This window comes from uncultured Nitratireductor sp., from assembly GCF_913053745.1.
Classification (GTDB): Bacteria; Pseudomonadota; Alphaproteobacteria; order Rhizobiales; family Rhizobiaceae; genus Nitratireductor.
This window is the reverse complement of record NZ_CAJXGF010000018.1, coordinates 14,060-38,877: the sequence shown is the minus strand read 5'-3', so window position 1 is coordinate 38,877 and position 24,818 is coordinate 14,060. Positions and strand designations below refer to the sequence as shown.

Genomic DNA, 24,818 nt, shown 5'->3' with positions numbered 1-24,818 from the left:
GATCTGCGTAACTGAAACGGATCATATGGCTGATAGATACAAGTGCTTCGCAGAACTTACTGCCAATGAGAGGCTCGGGATCGACTATCGCATATGTGTGGAAGATCGTGGCGCTCAACTGGTGGTCTTTGCGCCCCATGGCGGATGGATCGAACCGAACACCTCGGAAATCGCCGAGGCTGTCGCCGGACTCGACTTTTCTTTCTACGCCTTCGAGGGTCTAGAAAATCGGCCTCATACCGATCTCCATATAACCTCCCACCGTTATAGGGCGACAATGCAGATGGAGGGGTCAGCGACATCGAACTTGACGGGAGGGGCCGACCGGAGGGCGGGCGAAGCCCGGCCGTAGGTTGGCCCCTCCCGTCAAGTGCGATGCGATGTCGCTGAGGCTTCAAGTGCAATGTCGCCGGCCACACCGCTTCGACGAACCAACGGCCATTGATATTGTCGGACGATGCCACTACGCAGTCGCGATCCACGGGCGAAAGGACAATGGGGACGAGTCAGTTTGGCTGGGCGGACGTGATGCCGAACTACGCGATGCAATCGGCAGTTCGCTGCGCAAAGCCGGTTTTGATGCTGATTTCAATGAGAGGCTTCCGGGAACAGAGCTGACGAACATCTGCAATCGAACCCTTTCTCGTAAGGGAGTCCAACTCGAACTTCCGCGATCACTGCGGCGGAAACTAGCTAGAGACACAAGTTTGCGCGAGACGTTCTGCGAGGCCGTTCGATGCGGATTGCCGTCGACGTGAACCTCTATGTGCTCTCTGGCCTCAAATCGCGCGCATTACGCGGAGCCATCCCGCAGCGCAACCAGCACGTTGCCCTATTGCGCCTCGACATAAGTTACATAAAAGCCCTTGACCATCCGATGCTCTTGCATTCGCTCCCCCAGCGAGAAACCGTTCATCTTACGAGGTGTCGGCTGGAAGATATCCAATCCTCGATCCAGCACCATCTTCCAGCCAGTGTCCGTGGTGATGTCGCGTGCATGGATCGTTCCGGTCCCGTCGAACGCCCATGTAAAATCAACGCCCGTGCCTGTGCAGGCCTCGGCGATCCCATCCAGACATTCCCGCTGCTCCTGAATGTTCCCATCATCAGGAGCGGTGACGAGATGCACTGCGACCTGATCCTCGGGCTGTTTACGCCGGATCAGCATCTCAACGAGTTCCATCACGTTACGCGCCTGATGGAACTTCCGGATATAAGGATCAGTGATGACGATCCTGGTCGCACCATCCGTCCACGGACCAAAGATTTTGTCGAAACTGATGCCCTTGCGGTTTTCCGTAAAAACGACATGCCCGGGCTTCGGAACAATCGCAGAAGCAACAGCAACAGCAGGTGCTTCAGGAGTGGCCGCCGCTGAGGACTGCTGCGCGGGAACCGGCGTGATCGCAGATTGCCCCTCGCTGTCATCCCCATCGCCAGTCGATCGGCGATGGTAGAACTGGGGAAACTCCTCTTCCTCCAGCGTGGTGACAGCGCGCTTTGCGCCATCCAAGGCGACGTAATGGAAGTCCGCGTCCTCGAAGGTGCTGTCGATCCGCAGGAGCTGGTCCTTCACCCGCTTACGGCATTCAATCGCAAACCGCAAAAGCTCTTCAACTTCGGCTTCTGTCTCGCCACCATTGGGGAAGATCAGCTTCAGCAGACCTGACATGGTCTTGTTGATCGCCGCGCGGTCCCGAATATGGGTCTGAACCGGAATGGTGAAATAGCGATCTGGCCGATGCGAGAAGTCCTCGGCACGCAGATGGCGCAGGATTTCGGCGAGATAGTCGACGATGAACCCATAACCAGATGTGAACATCTCACCCCGGATGATGTCGACCTCCCATCCGGGCAGATAGGCGTGCAATCGATCGATGAAGGCGCTGTCGTGGAACTGCGGCGGCAGAGCTTCGAACAGGTCCGTATTTTTCAGCATCCAAGGCACGTTATGGTCCGTGTTGCCGACAAAGGCGAAGCTGGCCTCGGCACCCATCGGATTTACACCACGAGAGAACTGCTTGTTCGCCATGTAGTTCTTCATGATGTCGACAAGCGCCTTGTTGGCCGTCTTCTCGCGGCCGGCAAATTCATCAAAGGCCACGACATCCCAAAAGCCTACCAATCCGATCCGGCCATTGGAATTGTTCACGAAAAGCTTCGGAACCGTGATTTCACCGCCCGAGATCAGCTGACCATGGGGGGAAAACTCGGAATAAATATGCGACTTGCCCGTGCCCTTGGGGCCAAGCTCAATAAGATTGTAGTTGCGCTCGACGAAAGGGACCAGGCGCAACAGTTGCAAAAGCTTTGACCTGCGCCCGAACAGGGACGGATCAAAGCCGATGCTTTGCATCAGCAGATCGATCCATTCCTCGGTGGTGAACTTGTCACGCGTTTCGCGATAGCCATCATAGTCGACGCGGGCGATCTGGATCGGCTTCAGTGTGTCGATGATCCAGGGGGAAATCCGGCTGTCTTCCGAAAATTCGTACTGCACATCGGCGATGCACCAGATACCCGTTACCAGCAGTTTCGGGTGCGCCTTGACCGTGGTGCTGTCGATCGCGACCCGCTTGATCCCGAGGTTTTCGAAGACCGCCTCATAGGCATCGGTCTTTTCGTTCAGCGCCACGCTGACCTGATCGATGACCTTGTAACGGCCCCGCTCCTTGATCGTCGACTGGACCAGCCCCGCTTCGGAACGATGGACGTAGTGCTTGCGCAGGATGTCCTTGACTGTCTCGATGCCTGTCGCAATCGAGGCCTCGTCATCGGTCGCGCAATATTGGCCGAGCAGGTATTCGAGCACATAGGTGGGAACAATGGCGTTCCCCTTCACCGCCTTCACCAGGTCCTTGCGAACCACGAAACCGGCGAAATGCTCGTTGATCTTGTCATCAAGGGTCGACATCGGCACCTCAGAAATCGAAATCTGTGCTGATCCCGCGTTTCAGCAGCAGCGGCTGCGAAGCGTGATCTTCGAAATGGCTGGTCTTGCCGATGCGCGTACGCAGCTTCAGGAAGACTGTCTGATTGTTATAGGCGTCTGCCGCCTTGGACAGCAGAAAGCTCCGCGATAGCTCACGCTCGCGCGGGTTCTCGGACGCATAATCGAATTCCAGCTCGGCTTCGTCAGAGATGAGCGTTCCATCGTCCGCAAAGATGGCTGCATGCACCTGTCGGGGCTGCTGCTTCTCGGTAACTGGCTCCGCCTGATAGAAGGTGACCTGAATCTGGCCCGTGGTGATCTGGGCCCGGGCTGGCGGAATAATCTGCACCGATACCTGCCCGACATCCTCCTTGCGCTGCTTGCCCACACGCAAGACCGGCAGGACGATCTCCTGCAGGCTCGCCCCACCATGGACAAAACGGCTGCCTGATCCCTTCACGCGCAGGCGGTTGATCGAGTTTGGAATCAGGATGTCCTGATCACCCTCCAGGCCAAGCTGCGCGGCCGTGAACTTCTTCATGCCACCGCTGCTGCTGAGGCCCTGCCCAATCACATAGCGCCGGTTTCGTGTAACGATCTCGCCTTCCGGCTCGCTCAGCGCGAAGCCGCTCTCTTCCAGTGCCTTGTGCTGCCACAGGAAGCCGTGATCGGCGGTGATCAAGATGTTCGAGAAGTTGGCCGAGGTTAGCTTCCGCACCAGCTTCACCAGATCCTCGATGGCAGTCTCTGCCGCAGCGGGGACATTTTCCTCGGTGGCGAGCGTGTCGCCAATCGCGTCGATCTGGTTGTGGTAGAGATAGAGGATGTCATGATCCCGAAAGAGGTCTTTGCCCTCCGATGATCCCAGATTCATGAAATCCTTCGCTGCGAGAATCTTTACCCGGTCTCCAGCCCGGCCCGCAGCAAGCGCCTTTTCACGAGCGGCGGCACCCATGGTGCTTTCACCGTCCAGCAGAACAAGATCATTGTCGTCGCGGATCGCCAGTTGCCGGTGCGGCAAGAGCGCCGCCATGCCAAGCTGCGTGTAGCTCGGCAAAACCCCGATCATTGGTTTCAACTCGGCATCGAACCGGTTGAGCTTGCGGATCTCGCGCAGCGCCTCTTCGGCCACCTCGTAGCGCAGCGCATCTGATATAATGACGACGACCTTTTGATCCTTGCGCCGGTATTCAGCAGCCTGCTCCCGGTAGAAATCCATCTGACGCGGAAAGCCGGGAATCGCCCAATCCGTGAGGCGGGCAACCTGATCCTGCCAGGCGTCGTTCAGCTTCAGCACGAAATTCGTGGTGTAGCGGTTCTCGACCGCCTCATAGAGCGCAGACAGCAACCCCGACTGTCCACTCTTCTGCATGTGATAGATGAACTTGCGATAAAGCTGGTCCAGTCGGAACCAGCTTGCGGAATAGCGCTTCACACCATCGGACAGGCTGGTCATCGTCAGATCAGCCTCGGCCAGCGCCTGCTGAAACTCGGTCGCATAGCCAATGGCCTGATAGACATCCGCGTAACGGCTATACCAATGGCTCTGGCGGCGATTGCGCACCCATTTCAGCACATCAGTCGCGGACAGGCTCTGCCGGGCCAGGCCCTCAACGATGGCGACGACGATCCGCCGATCCACTTCCTCGAAATGATCATGCGGGATGAGGGCCCGGAAATCGCGTGAAGCCAGATTGTCCCTGATCTTCAGCACGTCCTGATAATCGCCCGACAGCTTCTCGAACGCCTCACCCCACCGGCGCGAGGCGCTCCAGCGGCGGAACATCAGCGCGGCATCCGTGTTCAGGGGGGCAGCTTCTCCCATGGCCCGCGCCCAGGCACTGGAAAACAGCGTGATGGCGAAATCCTGAAAATCCGGCGCCTCCGTCGCATAGCTATAACGCGCCGAAACCTCTTTCCAGAAAAATTCCGCCAGCCCGACCCGGCCAATGAGCTTCAGCGCCTCATCACGGCCTTCAGCCAGCTCGGCCAGCAACGCCTCGATCACAGTATCGAGATCACCATCCGCGCCAGCGCAGACCGCCAGCATCTTGCGGCGGACATCGTTGGCGCTTTGCGAGGGCCGCTCGCGCTCGATCGCACGCAGCGCTTCCAGCCGCTTGCCCGAACGGTAGAATTCGGCATGATCGCGCACGGCGGCTTCGTATTTCGCCGGAATGCCAAGATCCGCCACCCAGATCGCCGCCTGATCGGCGCGGAATACGGCGCTGGCCAGTTGCACATCCAGCAGCCAGTTCTCAGGCATCGGCGGCTCAGCGCCGTCCTTATAGAGCAGGAACCGCGCCTTCGGCTCCTGCCGCAGCATGCGATATTTCAGGCCGAATTCGTTATTGACGATCTCCACCTTGGTCACGCCGGGCAAGTCCACCGCATCGAACGCTGCGCGCAGATCGCGGGCGGAGTCATACCAGAAGACGATGCGATGGCCCTGATCTTCATAAAGGCGCATCAGGCCGGCGGTGATGCGGTCAGTCATCCGCAGCCTCCAGCCCCTTGATCGGCTTCAGCGCACCGGCGAACAGCGGATAGTTGCGCTTCACCCCGTCATCCAGGTCGATGGCAATCTTCTGCTGCGCCATGGGGTAGACGACTTCGCGCTCCCATTCGGTCAGCTCGGCGATCTGCTTGATGACCGTGGCCGTTTCCTTCTGCGCCTTCGTTTGCTGAGCCGGCGTTGCGGCAGGGTCGACAGCCAGCTTTTCAAGCCGCGCGCGCTCGACTTCCAGCTTGTGGATGAACTCGCGCACATATTGGTTCAACACGACCGAGACGGTGTCGGGCCGGTAGCGGTGCATATAGATCAGCGCGTTGAAGCTGCCCTTGGGGCTGGAGAACATCCAATAGATCGGGCGCTTTTTATAGCGGCGCACATGATAGTCGAAGAAATCCTTTGTGAACCAGCGGCGCAAATCCTTGCCGAGCGCCGCCTCAATGAAGGCGAGGTTTTCGCGGAACTTCGCCTCGCCAAAGGTCACGCGCAGGAAATCGCGGGCGCGGGTGACGATGTCATCAGCGAACCAGTCGGTATCCAGCACCGGGATGACATTGTCTCGGTCGGGCGCGAATGTCGGTTCAGGCACGCGCGCCAGATATTCCTCAATCCCTTCACCCTGATTGGCGAGGATAAGGCCTGGCGCGTCGAGGCTGTAGCGCCCGAACATGCAACCCACGGCATAGTGGAGGAACTCGGCCACCGTATCCTCGCGCAGTCGAGCCTCGCGGTCCTCTTCAGAGGCCTTCACGCCGTAGCGATAGGCCGGATTGCAGGTGAGGGTGATTTCCTCAATCGGCACTTCGGGGGTGAGTTCGTCAGCCAAGCCATAGGCGTCGATGAAGATGCGGTTATTCTCTTCCTCCAGCCGTTGCATCTCATCCGTCATACCCTGCCAATGGGCGCGGAGATTGGTATAGCTGGTCGAGAGCGTCTCGTCCCGGCGATCGAGCGAGAGCAGCGGGAGCGTGGTGAAATCCCAAGAGGTTTCGCAGGCGTCCCAGTCGGCCTTCGAAAGCACCACTGCAGCCTTCGCCACTTCCTGATCTCTAGTTGACCACGAAATGACAGGTATCGCAGCTATATGTCCAACCTCGAAATTCAACGTCGGGGATGTTGCTGCTAGGATCTCTACGACGGCTTTACTATTGCAAAGTCCGGTCAATCCAAATCGATACCCCTCTTCATCCGTAAAAATAGACGTTCCAGCCACGTCAAAAACGAAGCCGCTTGGAAAGAACCGGAATGCGGGTAAACCACTAGAAATTTTGGACCATGAAACCGATGGACGGAAAAAGAAGTTCGTGTTTTGAGGGCGTGACCGAAGCTTCCCGTCTACGTCAGTGAAATTCTTGATTTCATCGCCATCGTTCTGCCAGTTTACAACATTTTCCTGATTGCCATACCAGCGCCTGAACTCGCCACCTTTGTTATAAGGAAACCACTTTGCATCTGATGACTTCGCGTCATTTATAGACTGACAGTTGGGCAAGAATCGACTTGAGGATACTTCATGCCACTCTCGAACAAATCGAGCGTTCTCGCCAGTTTGGAGCCCTACAACTGGTTTACTGATTTGATTAAGTGGAGTGCCTACAGCATAAGCCTTCAGCACATTCTTGCTGACCCAATACGCGATCGGACTTCCTGGAATTTTCTCGAAATCCTCTGCTGCGGCGCGATAGAACCAGCCACAGTTCGGGTTTTGAATTGCTTCTTTGAGTTGCGCTTCTTTTTCAGCTTCGGAAGCTCCATCGACAAGACGGATGAACGTGCCTTCGTGATTCAAGCTATGGGCATTCTCGATCACGAACGCAGTGGTGGAAACCACCGCCCCGCCGATGCTGTCAAAAGCCCGTTCTCCCAAATGCGCCATGGACAGGATCATGGCATCCGACAGCAACTTTACGCGTAGCTTTTCATAGGACGACAGGAACATCCACGACTGCATGTTTATCATCGCCATCAGGCCGTGCTTGGCGCAAAGCCCAAGCGCTCGCTCCATGAACACAGCGAAAAGATCGGATTTGCTGTCTGGATAGCTGGCCTTGACGAAATCGCCCAGTTTTCCGTTCATACCTTTGCCGCCCATATAGGGTGGGTTGGCGACGGCGAGGTGATACTTCGGCGACAGCGCCTCAGCCATGCGTAGCACGGCGATGACGCGCTCCTGCACCTCCTTCAACAGCAGGTCTGAACCAAAGTCCCGCGCCTCGACCACGCGCAGCGCCTCGGCCGGATCGCGCAGTTTCGGCATGATCAGCGAGCCGAAGTTCTTCGCCTGCTCGAACTGCGTCAGAGTCTCGCGCAATTCATCGGTGAACAGATCCTTGCCCACCACGGCGGCTACATCCTGCATCTCAGCAGGGGTGAAGCGCACGTCCTGCAGCACGACGATGTCGGGCTTTGCGTCCATCCGCATGAACCGTCGCCGACCCAGCTTCGCCGCCGCCTTCATCGACAGGGCGAAAGCCGCCAGCGCGCCTGCGCGGTCGTCAATCTCGATGCCGGTCAGGTTGTGCTTCAGGATCAGGCCGGGAATCTCGGCCGCGTCATGGCCTTCCTCGGCATAGATTTCATACAGCAGGTCAAACGCATAGGTCAGCATATGGCCCGAGCCACAGGCCGGATCGCAGATGCGGATATCCTCGGCCCGGGTGATTTTCAGGAAATCCGCCTCGGGCTCTTCCGGCGCGATGTAATAGTCCATCTTCGCCGCCAGCTTGGATTGCGGGCGATTCAGCAGCCACAGTCGCCCCAACGAATTTTCCACCAGATAGCGGACGATCCAGTGCGGGGTGAACAGCTGCGTCGCGGCGGGGATGTTTTCCGCTGTGATCTTCTGGTTCTTCTTCAGGCCCGCAAAAACCTGATCCTTCTTTTCGCTTATATAAAACTGGTAAAGCCAGCCGATGATCTCGACATCCTGGCAGGCTTCTTCTGTCATCACCTCACGCAGGCGGGCAAGGATGCTGTCCGGCGACAAAAGATCGTCGGGTATCAGCAGCTCGGTGTAATCCTCGGCCCGGTCGAGCATATCGGCACGCTCGAACATATAGGGCATCGCGCCGTGCCATTCGTTGCAGGCATGGATCAGCAGTAGCCGATAGGCCTCCGCCTGCCCATCATGGGCGGGGCGTGTACCGTTCAAATATTCGGCAATATCAGGCCGGGCGCGATCCGGCAGGTTGCCTGCCATCGCCTCCGCCAATATCTCGGGCCGGGTGGCGCCATCGACGGGCGACACAACACGCGGGTTGGTCAGGCCCGTGACATCCATAAAGCGCAACGCGGTGAAGCGGTTGAACCATGTATAGGCTGCTTGCTCGATCACATGGGCGCGGTTGCTGTTGGCGGCGACCTCCAGCTTCGCAATCGCTTTGGGATGCTCGCGGCGAGCCGCTGCGCCTTCGGCCAGCACCATGTCCAGCCGGGCAGTGACCTGATCGATCAGCAGGTTGCGCGCGCTTTGCGCAAATTTCTTCAGGGCGTTGGTATCCATCAGACAATCACCTTCTTGCCCGCGTCGATCTCGGCCAGCAGGGTCTTTTTCATCTCATCAAGATAGCGGGTCACATCGTCCTCATCTTCGAGATAGGTTTTCGCGAAGGGGACGGTGATCGACTGCGCCTTGATATATTGAGGCTTGGCCGGTGCCGGCGGCACATATGGCGCTGGCTGAGGTTCGGCCACGCCGCTAGCGGGCTGAGGCTGCGGTGCCGGTGTTTGCGCTGGTGCTGGCGTCAGCTCCGCAATGCGGGTCAGCGTGTCAGCCAGAAGATTGGAGCGCACCTCGGTCGCCAGATTGCGCAAGGCCGGGATCAGGCTCTGTGCGGCAAGGCCTGTTTTCCGATCTGCAAGCTCTTTGCGGATGCGCGCCTGCTGCTCGGGCGGCAGTGCGCCAAACTCCGAAGTCTGGGCGACTTTCCCGGCAACCTCGTCAATCGCCGTGATGACAGCGGTGCGCTCAGCAAGAACGGTTTGCTCGATACGCTCCTTCAGGGCGTAGAAATCCGTCTTCAGTTCCTGAATTGTGGTGCCCTTGTAGCACTGCGGATCCTCAAGAACCTGACGCAGTTTGTCGGCGGCAGCACCTTCGGAATAGCCAAGGTTCTGATCCTGCTTGGTCAGGAAAGAACGCACCTCATCGTAGATGCCTTTTTGTGGTCCGCGCATGAAGCTGCGGACTTTGTCGAAGACATCCTCTTTTGCATCAATAAGCTGGTCTTCCTGCCCGATCGGGCCGGTGATGAACCAGGTCGCCGACTGGTCGCGCATCCCATCCAGCATGGTGCGCAGGGGATCGAGGGCGGCGGCAAAGGGATAGGCTGCAATGGCGCGACTCTCCTGCTCGACATCGCCGAGCAGCTTGCGCAGTTGCGTCTGCCACTCCGCACCCAAACTGCGCGCGTCATTGCCAGAGGCTGGAAGATCGAACAGCTCCTGAAACAGTTCGCGCGATTTGCGGATCTGGGCGGCTGTGAACTCGATCTGCGGGGAAAGCAGAATGTTGCCAAGGGCATGGCTGTTGCGCAGCCCCTGCACCAGCGCATCCCCTTCCAGCAAAGCACTGTCGGCCCGAGCCTCAAGCTTGCCTCGCGCGACAAGGCTCGCGGTCAGGCAGAGAACCGCGATGGCGGGCCAGCCATAAGGTTTTGCTCCGAACTTCTCGACCAAAGCTTTGACCGAGACCCGCGTCCCAAGGCGCATCTGAGCCTGAGCATGATTCAGCACGTCCTGCTCGGCTTCAGTCAGACCGCTGCCTTCGCCGCCGAAAAGCCCGCCATCGACGCGTCCGGCTCGCCCAAGATCTGCTTCGGTGTAAGTGGCACCGCGCAGGACAGGCAGGCTGGTATAGACCTTGTCCACCAAGACCTGGAAACCTTTGACCAGCCGATCCTGCGGATCTTCGCCGCCGATCTCCAGCTCGGCACCGCGCACGAAGAGCCGAGCATCTGCGATCAGGCCGCGCAGCCGCTGCACCAGTTCCTTTTCGCGCCGCGTATTCTGGTCACGCTTTTCCGCAATGATACGATCACGACCGGGTTGGGCATCCCCGCTGGTGACCTGACGCGCAAATTTTACGGTCTGAAGCCAGAGGACGAGATCGCGCGTAAAGCGCACATCACGCCCGAGCAGGACAATCATCTCATCGCTTGCCATGCTGTTCGAACGAACCACATCCGGCGCGTCGGAATCGTCGCTGAACGGCGAGATGATATTGACGGAAAGCTCATGTTCCCGGTTCAGGCTGTGGCCATCAAGCTTGCGGGTGAAAGCGTAATCGACACCCGTGCCGGCATGCTTGATCTTGCCGTGACGGAGGATCGCGCCGAACGCCAGTTCATCGAGCTGCCGTTCTATCTCGGCGGGATCGACGGCGATTGCCTTGATCTCGGCCTCGACGTCCTTTTCCTCATTGGTGAGGAATTCATAGACCTCGCCGTTGCGCTGGATCAGCGTCTGACGCTCCAGAAGCGACAAAGCCTCCTCGATATTGCGGCGCTGCTCGGTCTGGTCCGCCTCGAACCGGGACAACAGGAGGATCGATATGTTGCGGGCAGTCGGTTTGAATTCCTTGACGTATTTGACAAGGAACAACACCTTCAGCACCCGCACGGCAAAATCATCACCAAGGTTCTTTTCAGCCAGTTGGATTGACTGCTGAACCGATGATTTCAGGGCGGTGCGAATCCCCTCGAACATCAGATCAAAGGTCGCCAGCCCCCCAACTGGCGTATCCGCCAGCTTTTTGGCTACCTCCTGAAACACCCCCAGCATAGAGCGTTCACCGACCGAGCTGTGTTTGCCCTCAAACGCATTATGCTGAGAGAGACCCATGATCGCGCGCTGGAACAGATCATACTGATAGTTCGGGAACGGGTAGCTCGCGACAAACTGTTCCTTTCCGGAGAAATTCCTGAACTTGAAGGAATTATCGCCGAAATCGAACAGGGTGCGCAGGTTGTTCTCCTCAGCATCGTAAAGATTGCCAAGGGTGATCTGACCAGCCTCGGTCTTAGCCAGAAGGCGGCGCTGGATGACTTCGGCCACATCCTGGGAGTTCAGCGGCATCCGGTTGGCGAAGCGTGCCTGGATTTTCGAGAAGTCATTCTCTTGCTGCGCCGTCAGATCGCCGATGACCGAACCCATGTCCTGCTGGGCGGTGACAACAATCCAGGCCTGCCCCTTGCACTTCGTGTTCAGGCTTTCGGCAATGGTCTGCAGGTTCGTCATCAGCTTGACGTTGTCGGCGATATACTGTCCCACCTCATCGACGAAGAAGTTCAGCCGGAACTTCGGACCCTGCCCATCGATCCACAACTTCACCATGTTGGCGAAATCTTCGATCGAGACCTTGGTATCATTGCGATACTGGCCAAGAATATCCTTGACCTCATTACCCGTGACCTCCGCGAAGGCGGCGGCAATGTGCTTGCCTTCCATCAGAGCCTGTTCGCGCCCACGCTCCCAGGGCTTGCCGGTAGACTGCGCAAAGGCGGCCTTGAAGGCATCAAGCTTCCCGCGGCTGTCGAGATCACGCTCGAACTGCGCGATATGCGGGAGCTTGCCGTAATAGCCGCACATCTCGTCAAAGACCTTCTGGAAGACGGCCAGAAGCGCATCAACATCCGTCTTCGAGATCACATCCGCCTTCTGGTCGATATTGAACAAGACTGACCGGGACGGAATCGACACTGCCTTGCGCAAGGCCCCCGCCAGCATCGGGTTACCTGCGAGCTTTCGCTCAAAGATTTCGACGGCGCGCTGCCCCTCGACCTCGTCGTTCTCCAGAAGAAGGGCGAGCATCTTCAGCAGGTGAGATTTACCTGATCCGAAGAAGCCCGAAATCCACACACCGTTGGCGGTATCGTAATTGTTGTAGGCGTCGAGGAATTGCTCCAGTCGGGCGCCGATCTCGTTGGTGATGACATATTCATCAAGCTCGGTCAGGAGGCTGGCCTTGTCGTCAGCCTTGATCACCCCATCGATCGAACGGTCGACCGGCTTGGCAAAGATGTCACGTAGAAGAGTAGCCATCGGTCAGACCTCGTAATTCATGATATTGAACGCGCGGTAATATTTGTCGTCATGCAGCAAGCCGAACAGTTCCAGCGATGCTCCTGTCGCCAGCGCGTGCGTATATTTTCCCGGAAAGAACATGACGGTTGGGCGGTCTTTCGCGGTGCTTTGCAGGTTGTTGAGTACGTTGTGCGACCGCAGGTAGGGGTAAACCTCGCCTACGCCTGACAGGAAGATCACGTCGTGCGGGACTTCTTCAATGCGCCGCGCAATCTCTGGAATGAGGTGCGCGTGCGGGTCCAGAACGCCCTGTAGCAGCTCCTTGAGCTCCGCCTTTTCCGTTTCCGCTTCAACCTCAAGGATCTGCTCGAAGATTCCCCGGTCCTCGAGGATCCTGAGTGAAAGGTCATAGAGATCGATATCGAGTACACGCACACCAGCGTGGCTCAGCCGGGCGATCAGATCCTCGCGATCCTCGCCTAGGCTCAATCCGTCTTCGGCATCAAAAGCGCAGATGAAAAAGGGAACCTCGTTTCCCAGCCCTTGCTTTTGCAAGAACCGATCGCTGGAAATTACCCTGAACAGGTGCTCGGCGCGGGCGCGCCGATCAGTTTTCGTGCCCACAATTACCCCCAATTTCCGGGAAACACCCGCAAGTCCGCCGAATTACTCTCCTCAATCAGCCGCTTCATGCGCCCCGACAACCAAATCGGCTGGATTCTGCCCTCGACACTTCTCAAGCCAGCTTCACGCAATATCCGATACAGGACCTGACGCAATTTCGCACAGGTTGAAGCTGAAAGCTTAGCGAGGCCAGGATCACTCTCGGCTTTCTCCGCGAGAAAGCGGTCAAAAACCTCATGACCCAGGTCAAGCCGCCATGATTGGTAGCGTTCGCTGATTACCTCGACTGCAAATTCGTAAACAAAGCGATAGGTCCGGCAAACCGCCAGCCACACCATTGCCTGCTGTTCAGCGCGGTCAGCCTCTGCCGACAGGTAATGGCGCTCGGCATCCGAGAGATGGCCTATCCGGTCGTAGACTTCACGAAGCGTGCGGGTTTGAGAGGCCAGTTTGGGTAAGGATGATGCGCCTTGGGCCAGCAAGCGGTCACGAGCAGACGCCCAGCTCTCACCGGGTTGATAGCCTTGCGCAATCACGAGGCTCTCATTGAGCATCAGCCCACCCACACCAAAGGACATCCGGTATTTCGGTACGGCAGACATCATCGGGGCGCGGCCTCGCTGGCTGCGTCGGCGTCATCGAACTCGTGCTGCGCACGCTCAAGGGCGGCGGCAACCCCCTGTTCGTCAGCTGCAACGATATGCTGGGTCCGGGGGTCACGCAGCCTGGCCCCTTCAAGAAGCCCCAGTCGCTTGAGAACATAGAACAGCATGGCGTAGCGAACTGTCAGCACAGCGCGCCCATCCACCATGTTGTAATCTTTTGCGACCACCGCCTGCTGACCGGCGGACAGCTCGGGATGCGGCACAATGATGATGTCGAATGATTCTTGCCACAGCCTGTCCTGTGCCGCTCCGGCGCCCGGCTCACCGAAGTCGCCGTATCCAAGGACGCGCGAAAGCAGGAAATCCTTGAACCGCGCCGTTTCATGGCACCAGGCGCGAACATGCCAGCGCAGACCATCAAAGCCAAACGCATGGGGGGTGATCCGCCGCCATGCGGGATCGGGTCGATCGCGGTTCATGGATTGATAGTGAAGCTCTAGCGACCTTTCATCCCGCACTGCCGCCAGAACTGAACGCAGAACTTCGGTATCGATCTTACGGCGCAAAGTAAGTGCGATATCCATGTCAGGCGGAGTCGAAAGCCAGTTAGAGCCTGGCTCGGCGAAACCTTCCGCCATCGAGCGCAGCCGCATGAGATAGGCATCCGGATCCGGATCAAGAAACACCGGTCGAAATTCCGGCCCGGCAACATAGCGGCGCGCGCTTTTGTCATAGACCGCGTTCAGCGGCGCGCGCTCCTGATAAAGGGTCAAATCCTTTGATGCCTGCGGAACCGAAACGCCAAACGTATCGATCAGGTCAGAGCGATTGACGCCCCCCTCCCAGAACAGGCGGAATTCGATGAACTCCAGTCGCCTCTCGACACCCCATTTCAGCATTTCTCGCCTCAAATCTATGGGCTTATAATTAATATGGACATTCTTTTGATTCCCGTATAGTTTCTATACTAGCGAGACACCTCTTGTCAATCCACCCAGCAGGCACGGTATGTCATTTCGATTTGTACACACGGCCGATCTTCACCTTGATTCCCCACTGCGCTCGCTGGCGCTGCGCAACAGTGACCTCGCCGAGCTAGTTGGCGACGCCACGCGTCAGGCCCTCACCGCCATTGTCGATCTCTGCATTGACGAACAAGTCGACGCGCTGATCATCGCGGGCGATCTCTACGACGGCGACCAGACATCGATGAAGACCGCACGGTTCTTGGCAGGTCAGATGCGGCGGCTTCAGGAGGCGAGTATCAGGACCTTCATTATTCGCGGCAATCACGATGCTCTTTCGCGAATCACCCAGGAACTGATCCTGCCGCCGACGGTGACCGTGTTCGGCGGCCGTCCACACGCCGTCGACCTCGCACATGGCGATCTCGCTCTTGTCATTCACGGCCTGAGCTTCGCCAAGCCCCATGCGCCAGAGAGCCTGCTGGAAAAATATCGCCGCCCTGCCCCCGACACAGTCAATATCGGCATTATGCATACGAGCCTTGCCGGCGCGCCCGGCCATGATCTCTATGCGCCGTGCAGGGCTTCCGACCTGCATGGCTGGGGCTTTGATTACTGGGCACTGGGGCATGTCCACGTCCGGGCCCAACATGCCGGCGACCGCATGGTGATCATGCCCGGCATGCCCCAAGGCCGCGACATCAACGAGGCCGGCGAGAAGACAGTCACCCTCGTAACGGTCAATGACGATCGTAGCCTCACCGCCGAAGAACGCGCGACGAGCGTTGCCCAGTTCGAGCGAATCCCGGTCGACCTTACATCTGCCACGACCTGGCAAGAGGCGGCCGAACTCATCGAGCAAGGCATTGGGCTGGCCCGCGACCGTACATGCTCGCCACATCTTGTCGGCCGCCTTCGGGTAACGGGAGCGACGCCTCTGTCCTGGCAGCTGCGCCGCGATCGCGATCTGCTGCTGGCGGAGACCGAACAGCGGGCCGAGGGTTTAGGGAAGACCTGGATCGAAAAGATCGAGATTGCGACCACGGCACCGGTCACCGCTCCCGTTGGAGGTACGACTGCCGACCCGGTCCTGGAACTCGGCGAGTTGATGCGCAGCGACATCTTCACTCAGCATGGTGTTCGCGAGGCCGTCCGTGATCTGGTGAAGGAACTGCGCGACGATCTGCCACCGGAAGCACGCGGTTTCAGCGGCGATAACGAAACCGCTTTCGAAGCCCTGATCGACCAGTTGCTGACGGAGGTGAGCGAGGACATGCTGGCCCGGCTCAAACCAGACGTGTCGGAGATCAGCTGATGCGGCTGCGCCGGCTCGATCTCACCCGCTACGGCAAGTTCACCGACTATTCGATCGATTTCGGGGATCATGTCGCCGGCACCCCTGACCTGCACATTGTCTACGGCCTGAATGAGGCAGGCAAATCCACATCGCTGTCGGCCTATCTGGACCTGCTGTTCGGGATCGAAGAGCGCACGAAGTACAGCTTTTTGCACCAGGGCAAGGCGATGGAAATCGGCGCCTGCCTCGAATTTGACGGGCAGGTGCATGAATTCAAGCGCGTCAAGCAGCGCAGCAACTCGCTGCTTGACGCGTATGGACAGCCGGTGAACGAGGCCTTGCTGAGCGTTCCGCTCGCCGGACTGACGCGCGACGCCTATAGTATGATGTTCTCGCTCGACGATCAGACGCTGGAAGATGGCGGCAACGCCATTCTGGAAAGCAAGGGCGACCTTGGGCAGTTGCTGTTCTCGGCAAGCGCCGGCCTTGCCGGCATCAGTTCCATTCTCGAAGCCGCAACCGCCGAAGCCGACGGCATTTTCCGCAAGCGTGCCAGCTCGACAAAGATCGCCGTCGTGAAGCGCCAGATCGCCGAACTCAAATCGCAGCGCGATGATATCGACGTCCAGGCCTCGGCCTACAGAACGCTGACGACAGCACTCGAGCAGGCTGAATCCGCCTATGACGCCGTCATGAAGGAGATCGGGACGGCAAAGGCCCGCCACGACGAGATCGTACGCGTCCTGCGGGCTCACCCCTTGGCGGCCGAATATCGCCAGGGTGCCGAGCAACTTTCCGACTATGCGGACCTGCCCAGTCCCCCCGCCGAGTGGGCGTCCGCACTTCCAGACCTGATTGTCGAAGAGACTCGGCTTCAAACCGAGCTGACCGGCCTCAAGCAGCGCGAGCAGAAGGTCCGGGAGGAACTCGAAGGGCTCGTGGTCGAGAACCCTCTGCTTGAGATGGCGGATCAGCTCGATCAGCTGTCGGATGCAACCGCACGCTACGCGACCGCGCAAGAGGATCTGCCCAAACGAAAAGAGGCGCTGTCGGAATCGAAGCGCAAGATCGATCTCATTCTGGCAACACTCGGACAGACAGATGTAGGGGATCCTAAATCACTGCTGATACCGGCGGCGACGATCGGGGCGCTGCGAGATCTGATCAGCGCGAAGTCCGGCGTCGACGTCGCACGGCAATCTGCTGAAAAGGAGCATGAGGCGGCCCGGCAAGCTGTCGAGAAAGAGCAGCGCGAGCGCCAAGCGCTCGATGGCCAGGATGCCGCCCTCGATGCTGGCAAGGTCGCACAGCTTCAGTCGGTGCTGCGTCGCCTACGCGACGGCAATCTTGTCGCCGAACTCAGACTAGCCGAGCGAGCTGTCCCCGCCAAGCGCCAAGTCTTCGACGATGCCGCAATCGAACTCCACCCATGGGCCGGTGACGGCGACGCTCTCCGGCGCATCTCACCGCCCGCGGCCGATCGCGTCGATTCCTGGAAGTCGACTCACAGCGAATTGGAGAAACGTCGCTCGCAGATCGTCGAGCGCGAACGAGAGCTCTCGACGAAGCAGGAGGAAGATGCGGCACGTCTGGCTGCACTCCGCGGCTCGATCGACATCATGGATGATGAGGAGGCAAAGGCGGCCCTTCTGGAACGGGACGACGCCTGGGCGCAGCATCTGTCGGTCCTCGACCGGGAAACGGCCGATCGCTTCGAAACCCGCATGCGAGCGACCGATGCAGCCGCGACCGCACGTCTGAACAGCGCCAGGCAACTCGAGGAGCTGCGCTCCATGACCGCCGGGATGGCGGTAGACAGGGCAAGCATTGACCGGCAACGCCAGCTGCTGCGGAAGACCGATGACGGACTGCAGATATTGCGACGCGAGATCAGGACGGAAACGCCAGCGGAAATCGATCTGGATGACGATGCGTCCGTCGCGTCATGGCTGACAAGGGTCGCCCGATGGGCTGAAACCCGCACCTCGGTGCTAGCTGCGTGGGATGATCTGCGCCTTGCCTTGAGGGACGCCGAAGACGCCAATGCTGCGCTCGCAAAGGAGCAGGATACGCTCGCAACGATCCTGATCGGCGTCGGGATTGATGTCGATGGTCTGGATATCGCGGACTTGATACAGGCAGCCGACACCATCCTGGCGGACCATGCTGCCATGCAGACCAAACGGCAGGACGCGCTGAAGCGCGTCGGTGAATTGGAATCGGCCGCGGTTCGACGAAAAGCGGGGCTCGACGACGCCATCTCGGCATCCGATGCGTGGCAGACAGATTGGTCGAACGCCCTCGAAAGCACCTGGTTCAACGAGGATGGAAAAGTCGGCGCCGTCCGTGAGCTTCTCGACGCGCTCACCGGCCTCCCCGAAGCCTTGCGCGAGAAGGATGATCTGCTGCATCGCATTGACTCCATGGAGGCAGATCGAAAGTCTTTTGTCGAGGCGGTTGCTCGCCTGCATGAGGCTCTCGGCGAAACATTCGACGGCAGTGCTCCCCTTGACGCCGCGAAGGCCCTGCTCCGGCGGCGCGAGGAAGCCAGCCAGGCCGAAGCGAAGCGGCAGGAACGGGGCCAATCCCTTGTCGATCTCGCGACCGAACTCGAGCGGCTGGACAGTGAGATCGCGGTCCATGCCGCGCGCAAGACGGAACTGACCGACTTCTTCCAGGTCGATGGGCTTGCGGATGTTCGGCAAGCTCTCGAACGCTGCCGCAAAAGAAATGAGTTGGTCGAGCAGCAGAGCAGGCTGGAACGACAGATCGTCGGTGACACACAGCTGCAATCGCTGGAGGCTGCAATGGCCAGTCTTGCCAATACCGACCTGGCCGAACTGCAGCGCGAGCAGGCCGAGCTCATCACGCGACTTGAAGATCTTGACGGCCGATCAAAGAACCTGTTCGCCGATAAGGCGCGGGCCACCGATCGTCTGACCGCCATCGGCGGCGATGATGCCGCTGCCCGCCTCGAGGCGAACCGGCGCACATCGCTTCTGGAAATCGAGGATCTGGCGCTGCGCTATCTTCGTCTCAGGAGCGGGAGCTTGATCGCCGAGCACGGCATTCGCGCCTACCGCGACAAGCACCGCAGCGCGATGATGAACCGGGCATCCGAGGCGTTCCGGCTGATCACACGCGACGAGTATACCGGCCTTGCGACGCGGCCCGATAAGGATCGTGAGGCGCTCATCGGCCTATCGCGGCATGGCGGCTCCAAGCTTGCGGTGCAGATGTCCAAGGGCACGCAGTTCCAGCTGTACCTGGCGCTGCGCCTGGCCGGGTACGAGGAGTTCGCAACGGCGCGTCCGTCGGTGCCCTTCATCGCCGACGACATCATGGAGACCTTCGACGAGCCACGCTCCGAGGAGGTGTTCCGGTTGTTTGGGCAAATGGCTCAGGTCGGGCAGGTCGCATACCTAACGCACCATCGGCACCTGTGCGAGATTGCCGCACAGGTTGTGCCGACGGTGAAAATTCACGAGATAATGTAGGGCGATCTCTGATGTATATTGAGAAACTCAAGATCAAGAACTTTAAGTGCTTTGAAGGCTGGTTCGAGGTTGATCTTAACCAAGGCGTTAATATAATTGTCGGCAACAACGAGGCTGGTAAATCTACGCTTCTCGAAGCCATCCATCTCTGCCTTACCGGCATTCTGAACGGAAGGTACCTGCGCAACGAACTTTCACCCTACTTATTTAACCGAAACGTTGAGCGTGAATACCTGAATAGTATCGGAACGCCCCATCCACTACCCCCGCCGGATATCCAAATCGAGTTGTTCCTCTCCGGTGATAAGGAAGTGATGGAAGAATTGCGCGGAAATAAAAATTCCGAGAAGAACGACAACCGTTCTGGACTCCTCTTCTCGATTGAGTTCGATAAAAAGTATGACGGCCCCTATACCGAGCTCCTGAAGACCAAGGAGATCAACTCGATTCCTCTCGAATTCTATCAGGTCCAGTGGTGGGAGTTTTCCCGCCAGCCCGCGACAGCGCGAACCATTCCAATCAAATCCGCACTGATCGATTCAACGAGCACCCGCGTACAGGGCGGCTCGGATATGTACATCTCGCGTATCGTCAAGGAATTTCTTGATGAGAAGGAGCGTGTCGCGATCTCCCAGGCGCATCGGAAGCTCAAGGATGCCTTCAAAAACGATGACCATGTGGGCTCGATAAACGAAAGGCTGGCGGAAGCGGCCAAGATTAGTCGAAAAAATGTGAGCATCTCCGTGGATATGTCATCTCACAATGCGTGGGAAAGCAGTCTTATGACCTATATCGACGGGATCCCATTCCACCATATCGGTAAGGGAGAGCAATGCATTATCAAGACGAGGCTCGCGCTTAGCAGCAAGAAACTCAGAGAGGCGACCGTCTTGCTGATTGAAGAACCGGAAAATCATCTCTCGCATTCCAAGCTCAACCAGCTCCTAAGTGACATCAGCACCGACAACAGCGGGAAGCAGGTCATTATTACTACGCATAGCAGTTTCGTCGCGAACAAGCTGGGTCTGGACCATCTCATACTGCTGCGGGAAGCGCGCGTGACGCGCGTCAAGGATTTCAAGGCCAGCGACTTCTTTCATAAGCTTCCCGGGTACAACACTTTGCGTCTCGTATTGGCGAAGAAATCGATCCTCGTAGAAGGAGATTGCGACGAGTTGATCGTCCAGCGGGCCTACATGGACGCCAATAGTGGGAGATTGCCGATCGATGACGAAATTGATGTCATATCGGTGGGCACCGCTTTCCTACGCTTCCTTGAATTGGCGAAGGCTCTGAAAATCCCCGTCGTCGTGGCAACTGACAATGATGGCAATGTCGATAAGCTGAAAAAGAAATACGCGGATTACGAAGGCATCGACCACATCAAAATCCGCTATGACCCTGTTATCGATACAGGCACCCTGATCGTAGGCGGCAAGCCCTTCAACTATAATACGCTTGAGCCAAAGCTCCTTAAGGCGAACAGCGTTGACGCTTTCAACCTTCTCTTCGGCACCGATCACAAGGTCGACGAGCTTCATAAATACATGTTGCGGAAAAAGACCGATTGCGCGCTAGCGATCTTCTCGGCGCCGACCAAAATCACCTATCCGCAGTATATCCTCGACGCGATCGCTCCATGACGGGGCCGAACAAGCTAGTCATCGCGGCGGCCGGATCGGGAAAAACAACCTATCTTGTGAGGCGGGCACTTGCTGTTCAGGACAGGCGGGTGCTTATCACAACTTACACGGAATCGAACGAAGAAGAGATCCGCCGCAAATTCTTCGAGATTTACGGTTCGGTCCCAGGCAACGTCCATATCCGGACATGGTTCAGCCTTTTGATCGAGCATGGCGTCAAACCTTTCCAGGGCCGACTCTTCGATTGGGACGTCGCAGGCATGCTGCTTGATGCGAAGCGATCCGGACTACGTTATAAAAATGCCAAGGGCTTCCCCGTCTACTGGGGTGAAAATGAATTCCAGCGTTACTATTTTGACCGCCGCAATCGTGTCTATTCCGACAAATTGGCCAAGCTGGTCATACGCTGCAATAAGGAATCCGCCGGCGCGGTATTCGAGCGATTTTCCCGCATCTACCCATACATTTTTGTCGATGAGGTGCAGGACCTTGCCGGTTACGACCTCGATATCCTGATGGCGTTATTAAAGAGCCCTTCCGATGTCGTTCTGGTCGGTGACCCGCGGCAGGTGACCTACCTCACCCATCTGGAAGCCCGTTACGAGAAATACAGGAACGGTGGAATAGCGGATTTCATCCGCGACACCCTGCCAAAGAAGCTTGCATGTGAAATCGATGTGACCAGCCTGGCCAGTTCGCACCGCAACAGCGCGGCGATATGTGCGCTTTCGTCGAAACTCTATCCCGCAATGGCGGCGACTGCGGCCTGCAACTGTGCAGATTGCCGGAAGCCGGTCCCCGAAGATGCCGGACTTCATATTGTCCGTCGCAAGGACCTACCTCGCTATATCGAAGCCGGCCGACCGGTACAGCTTCGCTGGGGTGCCAATGTCAAAGTCGCGTCTGCTGATCTGCCGACGCTCAATTTTGGACGCGCCAAAGGACTCGGGTTTGATCGCATCCTGATCTACCCCACGGCACGTATGGTGTCGTGGCTCATGAACCCGCAAATCAAGCTAGAAGGCGAGACCCGTGCTAAGCTGTATGTCGCATTGACGCGCGCTCGTCACGTCGTTGCTGTTGTCCATGATATCCCTCATGGCCAGAGCATCCCTGGTTTCTCGATCTATGATTGATTGCGAACGAACTTGACTTCGTCACAGTATTGATCGGCCGGGTCGGCCGCTTTGTCGCATTATTGCTGGCGATTTTGAGTTAATATCCGGCTTCGGCGGGGTTCATCTCCGGATATCGCAGAATGACCCGATGTACCCTGTCTGTAATTTCTGACGGCGATCCGCGTTGAGTCAGAAGATGGTCGAGGCACTCGAGAATGGCTTTAAGCGTCTTCGGTTGAGCTGACGGTACGCCTGCACTTCTAAGTCGGCTGGGTTGCTTCTGGAAGCTTCTATTGAAAAGCCGGTCATGGTGCGCGCAGATATTACGCAGATCGACAAGCGCCTCCACCCAGTTTGTGAACACCAGGTCAGAGCCTACACCGAACTGACCGGCGATCTGGGTCTTCAGCGGCCCTGCAAGGCACTGCAAGATCCGCGATGTGGCCCCGAACGTCAGAAATTCCTTCATCGTCCAGATCGGCGGCATGACGGGTGTTCCGTAGGTATCGCGATAATGTTTGGCGCGACGATCCTTGGAATTATCGTACACCCGAGCGAGGCTCTGTAACGCCGCTAAATTGGCGCTCGCATCCTTGAACGCTGCCGTAATGTAATAGGGATGGCTTCCATGGGCGGCGCTGAGTGTTTCGGACATGCTGTTGCGCAGCAAAAGTTCGAACTGTCCTACGGCCTGGAAGCATGCGGCGCGCAGCCGTGCGTCGCATTCGTAGAGCCGGATTATGTCGTGATATCGAGTGCCCGGCACAAACGGCTTGCCGGCAATGTTCGTCTGTCGACGGCTTAGGAAATAGATGCGGAGACGTTCGTAGCCAATCGCTTCGATCTTGCGCGCAGCTACGTTTGGCCTGGTGACAACCAGACCTCTCGCCCTCAAATGGGCTACCCGCTGTGCCGCGGTCGCATGCGCTTTGGCGTATGGTATCAATGCCATAAAAAAGCGAAGGGCCACCCTTTTGCACTTCCCGAAGGAGTCGTGTGGCGGCCCGTGACCTCCAATATATAACCCGTTTGGCCTCCAGCTTCAAGATGCACGCGCGGCCCTGCATCTCAGCAAGCCCAACCAAGCAGCCGGACGTTTACTCGTCATACTGGGAGAAATCGAGATCGTAAACGAGTGTATCGATGCTCACGCCTGTCTGATCGCAGAATTCGAGCATTTTGATCCATGGATTGCCGCCCGGCTTTCGATCCCACAGCTCCACGAAATACTCCCGATAATTGTGCCCCTCATTGATGCCGCCGAGACCGTGATGATCCAGAACACGCATATGGTTCTGAAGCTTGGTGTTGCCAATCTGAAAAGCTCCCGTCACGTCCTCGTCGAGCAGCTTCTCGGCGTCTTGACGCCGCATCCGGATGGCCAGCTTGACGGCGAAATCACGTTGTTCGAGCGGCAACTCCTTCAGACGGTCGATGAAGGATCTGATGCCTTCGATTTCCTCATCATGGTCGACCATCTCGCTGACGCCTAGAACCTCTCCAATGCGTCTCATCGTCCTAGGATAGGTCGGCAGGGTCGCCTGCGTGGTATCGGTGACCTGCTCGATCAGCTGACGCTCGGCGCGCCGGAAGCGACCCTCGTGCTCCGTCTTGTAATAGCGCAGCACCTCCGGCTTATAGATCTTGACATTCTCGGGATAGTCGATGATGTCGTGGTGCTTGCCACAAACCAGCATGAGATTGTCGAAGGCGCGGCGCTGCTCGTTGGTCATCTTATCGTTAAACCGTACCCCGCCCTTCTCCGCAGCATGAATGTGGGCGATCTTGCCGAGCATTGCGCCCGTCTCATCGACCAGGAACTCGCGGCAATCCGGCATTGCACACTGATTACCGCTATAAGCAAACAACTTCTTGATGGTCGATGGCGTAGGATCGAGCCGCTTCACTTCTTCGTCGGTCATGTCGTTTCTCCCCACCCATCGACCTCAGTCTCTATGGCTTCTGTCGTTGTAGCTTCGGCGACCGGCATCCCATCCGCCATATCTGTCCTGCTGAGAAGGCCGGCATCTTCGAGCGCTTCCAGGTCGGGCAGATCGCGCAGCGTATCGAGCCCGAACTGCCCGAGGAATTTTTTCGTCGTAACATAGGTGTACGGCGCGCCGGGCTGTGGTGATCGCGGCCCGGACGCGATCAGGTGGAGCCGTCGAAGATGGCCGATGACATCGCGCGACACCTCGCGGCCGAGCATGTCTGACAGCGCGCCCCGCGTGACCGGCTGGTGGTAGGCGATCGAGGCCAGCACCAGCATCTCGCCCTCGGTGATGTCGGCGCCGGTGGTGGTGCCGCCGAAGGCGGCTTTCAGCACACCGGCCTGGCGCGGCCGGGTGCGAAACTGCCAGCCGCCGGCAACGGCTACGATCTCATAGGGCCGTGCCGCAAGCTCGTTGGCAATATCCTCAATCAGCAGATCGATGCTGCACTCGCGGCCGACCAGGCGCGCCAGCATGTCCCGGGTGACCGGATCGGGCGCGGCGAAGATGACCGCTTCGACGCGAGTCATCCATTCGCGCCATCGCAGCTCGGGAGGCAAGGCGTCGAGTTCGGTATCCAATAGGCCTGTTTCGCGTGAGGGACGGCCCAT

General features: G+C 58.1%; 16 protein-coding genes. 6 read left to right on the top strand and 10 right to left on the bottom strand.

Annotation, left to right across the window (positions count from 1 at the left end):
* Nucleotides 1–25: 25 nt before the first annotated feature.
* Together QZ638_RS23285 and QZ638_RS23280 are read left to right on the top strand one after the other, a co-directional pair.
* Nucleotides 26–352, top strand: a complete 327-nt coding sequence (locus QZ638_RS23285) for a poly-gamma-glutamate hydrolase family protein (RefSeq protein WP_366936199.1) — start codon at nucleotides 26–28, stop codon at nucleotides 350–352.
* Nucleotides 353–380: 28 nt separating this feature from the next.
* Nucleotides 381–758 carry a poly-gamma-glutamate hydrolase family protein gene (locus QZ638_RS23280; RefSeq protein ID WP_366936198.1) on the top strand — a complete coding sequence of 126 codons (378 nt, stop codon included), beginning with the start codon at nucleotides 381–383 and terminating at the stop codon, nucleotides 756–758.
* Between the two features lie 74 nt (nucleotides 759–832).
* Here QZ638_RS23280 and brxL read toward each other — a convergent pair whose 3' ends face one another.
* The 7 genes from brxL to QZ638_RS04975 are packed head-to-tail and all read right to left on the bottom strand — an operon-like array spanning nucleotide 833 to nucleotide 14,595.
* On the bottom strand, nucleotides 833–2,914 hold the full coding sequence (brxL, locus tag QZ638_RS05005; RefSeq protein WP_295807667.1) for a BREX system Lon protease-like protein BrxL: 2,082 nt from the start codon (nucleotides 2,912–2,914) through the stop codon (nucleotides 833–835).
* A 7-nt stretch (nucleotides 2,915–2,921) separates the two neighbouring features.
* A complete protein-coding gene (gene pglZ / locus QZ638_RS05000; protein WP_295807664.1) occupies nucleotides 2,922–5,429 on the bottom strand; it encodes a BREX-1 system phosphatase PglZ type A in 2,508 nt (835 codons plus the stop codon).
* Nucleotides 5,422–8,946, bottom strand: a complete 3,525-nt coding sequence (gene pglX / locus QZ638_RS04995; RefSeq protein WP_295807662.1) for a BREX-1 system adenine-specific DNA-methyltransferase PglX — start codon at nucleotides 8,944–8,946, stop codon at nucleotides 5,422–5,424. The genes pglZ and pglX overlap by 8 nt, the downstream gene beginning before the upstream one ends.
* Complete coding sequence (gene brxC, locus QZ638_RS04990; RefSeq protein WP_295807632.1) at nucleotides 8,946–12,485, bottom strand: BREX system P-loop protein BrxC; 3,540 nt, start codon at nucleotides 12,483–12,485, stop codon at nucleotides 8,946–8,948. The genes pglX and brxC overlap by 1 nt, the downstream gene beginning before the upstream one ends.
* Nucleotides 12,486–12,488: 3 nt before the next feature.
* A complete protein-coding gene (locus tag QZ638_RS04985) occupies nucleotides 12,489–13,091 on the bottom strand; it encodes a DUF1788 domain-containing protein (RefSeq protein ID WP_295807629.1) in 603 nt (200 codons plus the stop codon).
* 2 nt (nucleotides 13,092–13,093) lie between these two features.
* Complete coding sequence (locus tag QZ638_RS04980; RefSeq protein ID WP_295807626.1) at nucleotides 13,094–13,696, bottom strand: DUF1819 family protein; 603 nt, start codon at nucleotides 13,694–13,696, stop codon at nucleotides 13,094–13,096.
* Nucleotides 13,693–14,595: a WYL domain-containing protein gene (locus QZ638_RS04975; RefSeq protein WP_295807624.1), complete on the bottom strand. Its 903-nt coding sequence runs from the start codon at nucleotides 14,593–14,595 to the stop codon at nucleotides 13,693–13,695. The genes QZ638_RS04980 and QZ638_RS04975 overlap by 4 nt, the downstream gene beginning before the upstream one ends.
* A gap of 109 nt (nucleotides 14,596–14,704) precedes the next feature.
* Between QZ638_RS04975 and QZ638_RS04970 the strand changes: the two genes are divergently transcribed.
* From QZ638_RS04970 to QZ638_RS04955, 4 genes are read left to right on the top strand one after another with little or no spacing between them, the layout of a single operon-like run.
* The gene (locus tag QZ638_RS04970; RefSeq protein WP_295807621.1) at nucleotides 14,705–15,976 is read left to right on the top strand and encodes a DNA repair exonuclease; all 1,272 of its coding nucleotides are present in this window, start codon (nucleotides 14,705–14,707) and stop codon (nucleotides 15,974–15,976) included.
* On the top strand, nucleotides 15,976–19,455 hold the full coding sequence (locus QZ638_RS04965; RefSeq protein ID WP_295807618.1) for an AAA family ATPase: 3,480 nt from the start codon (nucleotides 15,976–15,978) through the stop codon (nucleotides 19,453–19,455). Before QZ638_RS04970 ends, QZ638_RS04965 begins: the two co-directional genes overlap by 1 nt.
* Before the next feature lie 11 nt (nucleotides 19,456–19,466).
* Nucleotides 19,467–21,098, top strand: a complete 1,632-nt coding sequence (locus tag QZ638_RS04960) for an AAA family ATPase (RefSeq protein ID WP_295807616.1) — start codon at nucleotides 19,467–19,469, stop codon at nucleotides 21,096–21,098.
* On the top strand, nucleotides 21,095–22,234 hold the full coding sequence (locus tag QZ638_RS04955; RefSeq protein WP_295807613.1) for a UvrD-helicase domain-containing protein: 1,140 nt from the start codon (nucleotides 21,095–21,097) through the stop codon (nucleotides 22,232–22,234). Before QZ638_RS04960 ends, QZ638_RS04955 begins: the two co-directional genes overlap by 4 nt.
* 79 nt (nucleotides 22,235–22,313) lie before the next feature.
* Here QZ638_RS04955 and QZ638_RS04950 read toward each other — a convergent pair whose 3' ends face one another.
* The 3 genes from QZ638_RS04950 to QZ638_RS04940 form a co-directional block, all read right to left on the bottom strand.
* Nucleotides 22,314–23,186 carry an Abi family protein gene (locus QZ638_RS04950; protein WP_295807611.1) on the bottom strand — a complete coding sequence of 291 codons (873 nt, stop codon included), beginning with the start codon at nucleotides 23,184–23,186 and terminating at the stop codon, nucleotides 22,314–22,316.
* A 127-nt stretch (nucleotides 23,187–23,313) separates the two neighbouring features.
* On the bottom strand, nucleotides 23,314–24,138 hold the full coding sequence (locus tag QZ638_RS04945) for a hypothetical protein (protein WP_295807609.1): 825 nt from the start codon (nucleotides 24,136–24,138) through the stop codon (nucleotides 23,314–23,316).
* The gene (locus tag QZ638_RS04940; protein ID WP_295807608.1) at nucleotides 24,135–24,818 is read right to left on the bottom strand and encodes an SMC-Scp complex subunit ScpB; all 684 of its coding nucleotides are present in this window, start codon (nucleotides 24,816–24,818) and stop codon (nucleotides 24,135–24,137) included. The genes QZ638_RS04945 and QZ638_RS04940 overlap by 4 nt, the downstream gene beginning before the upstream one ends.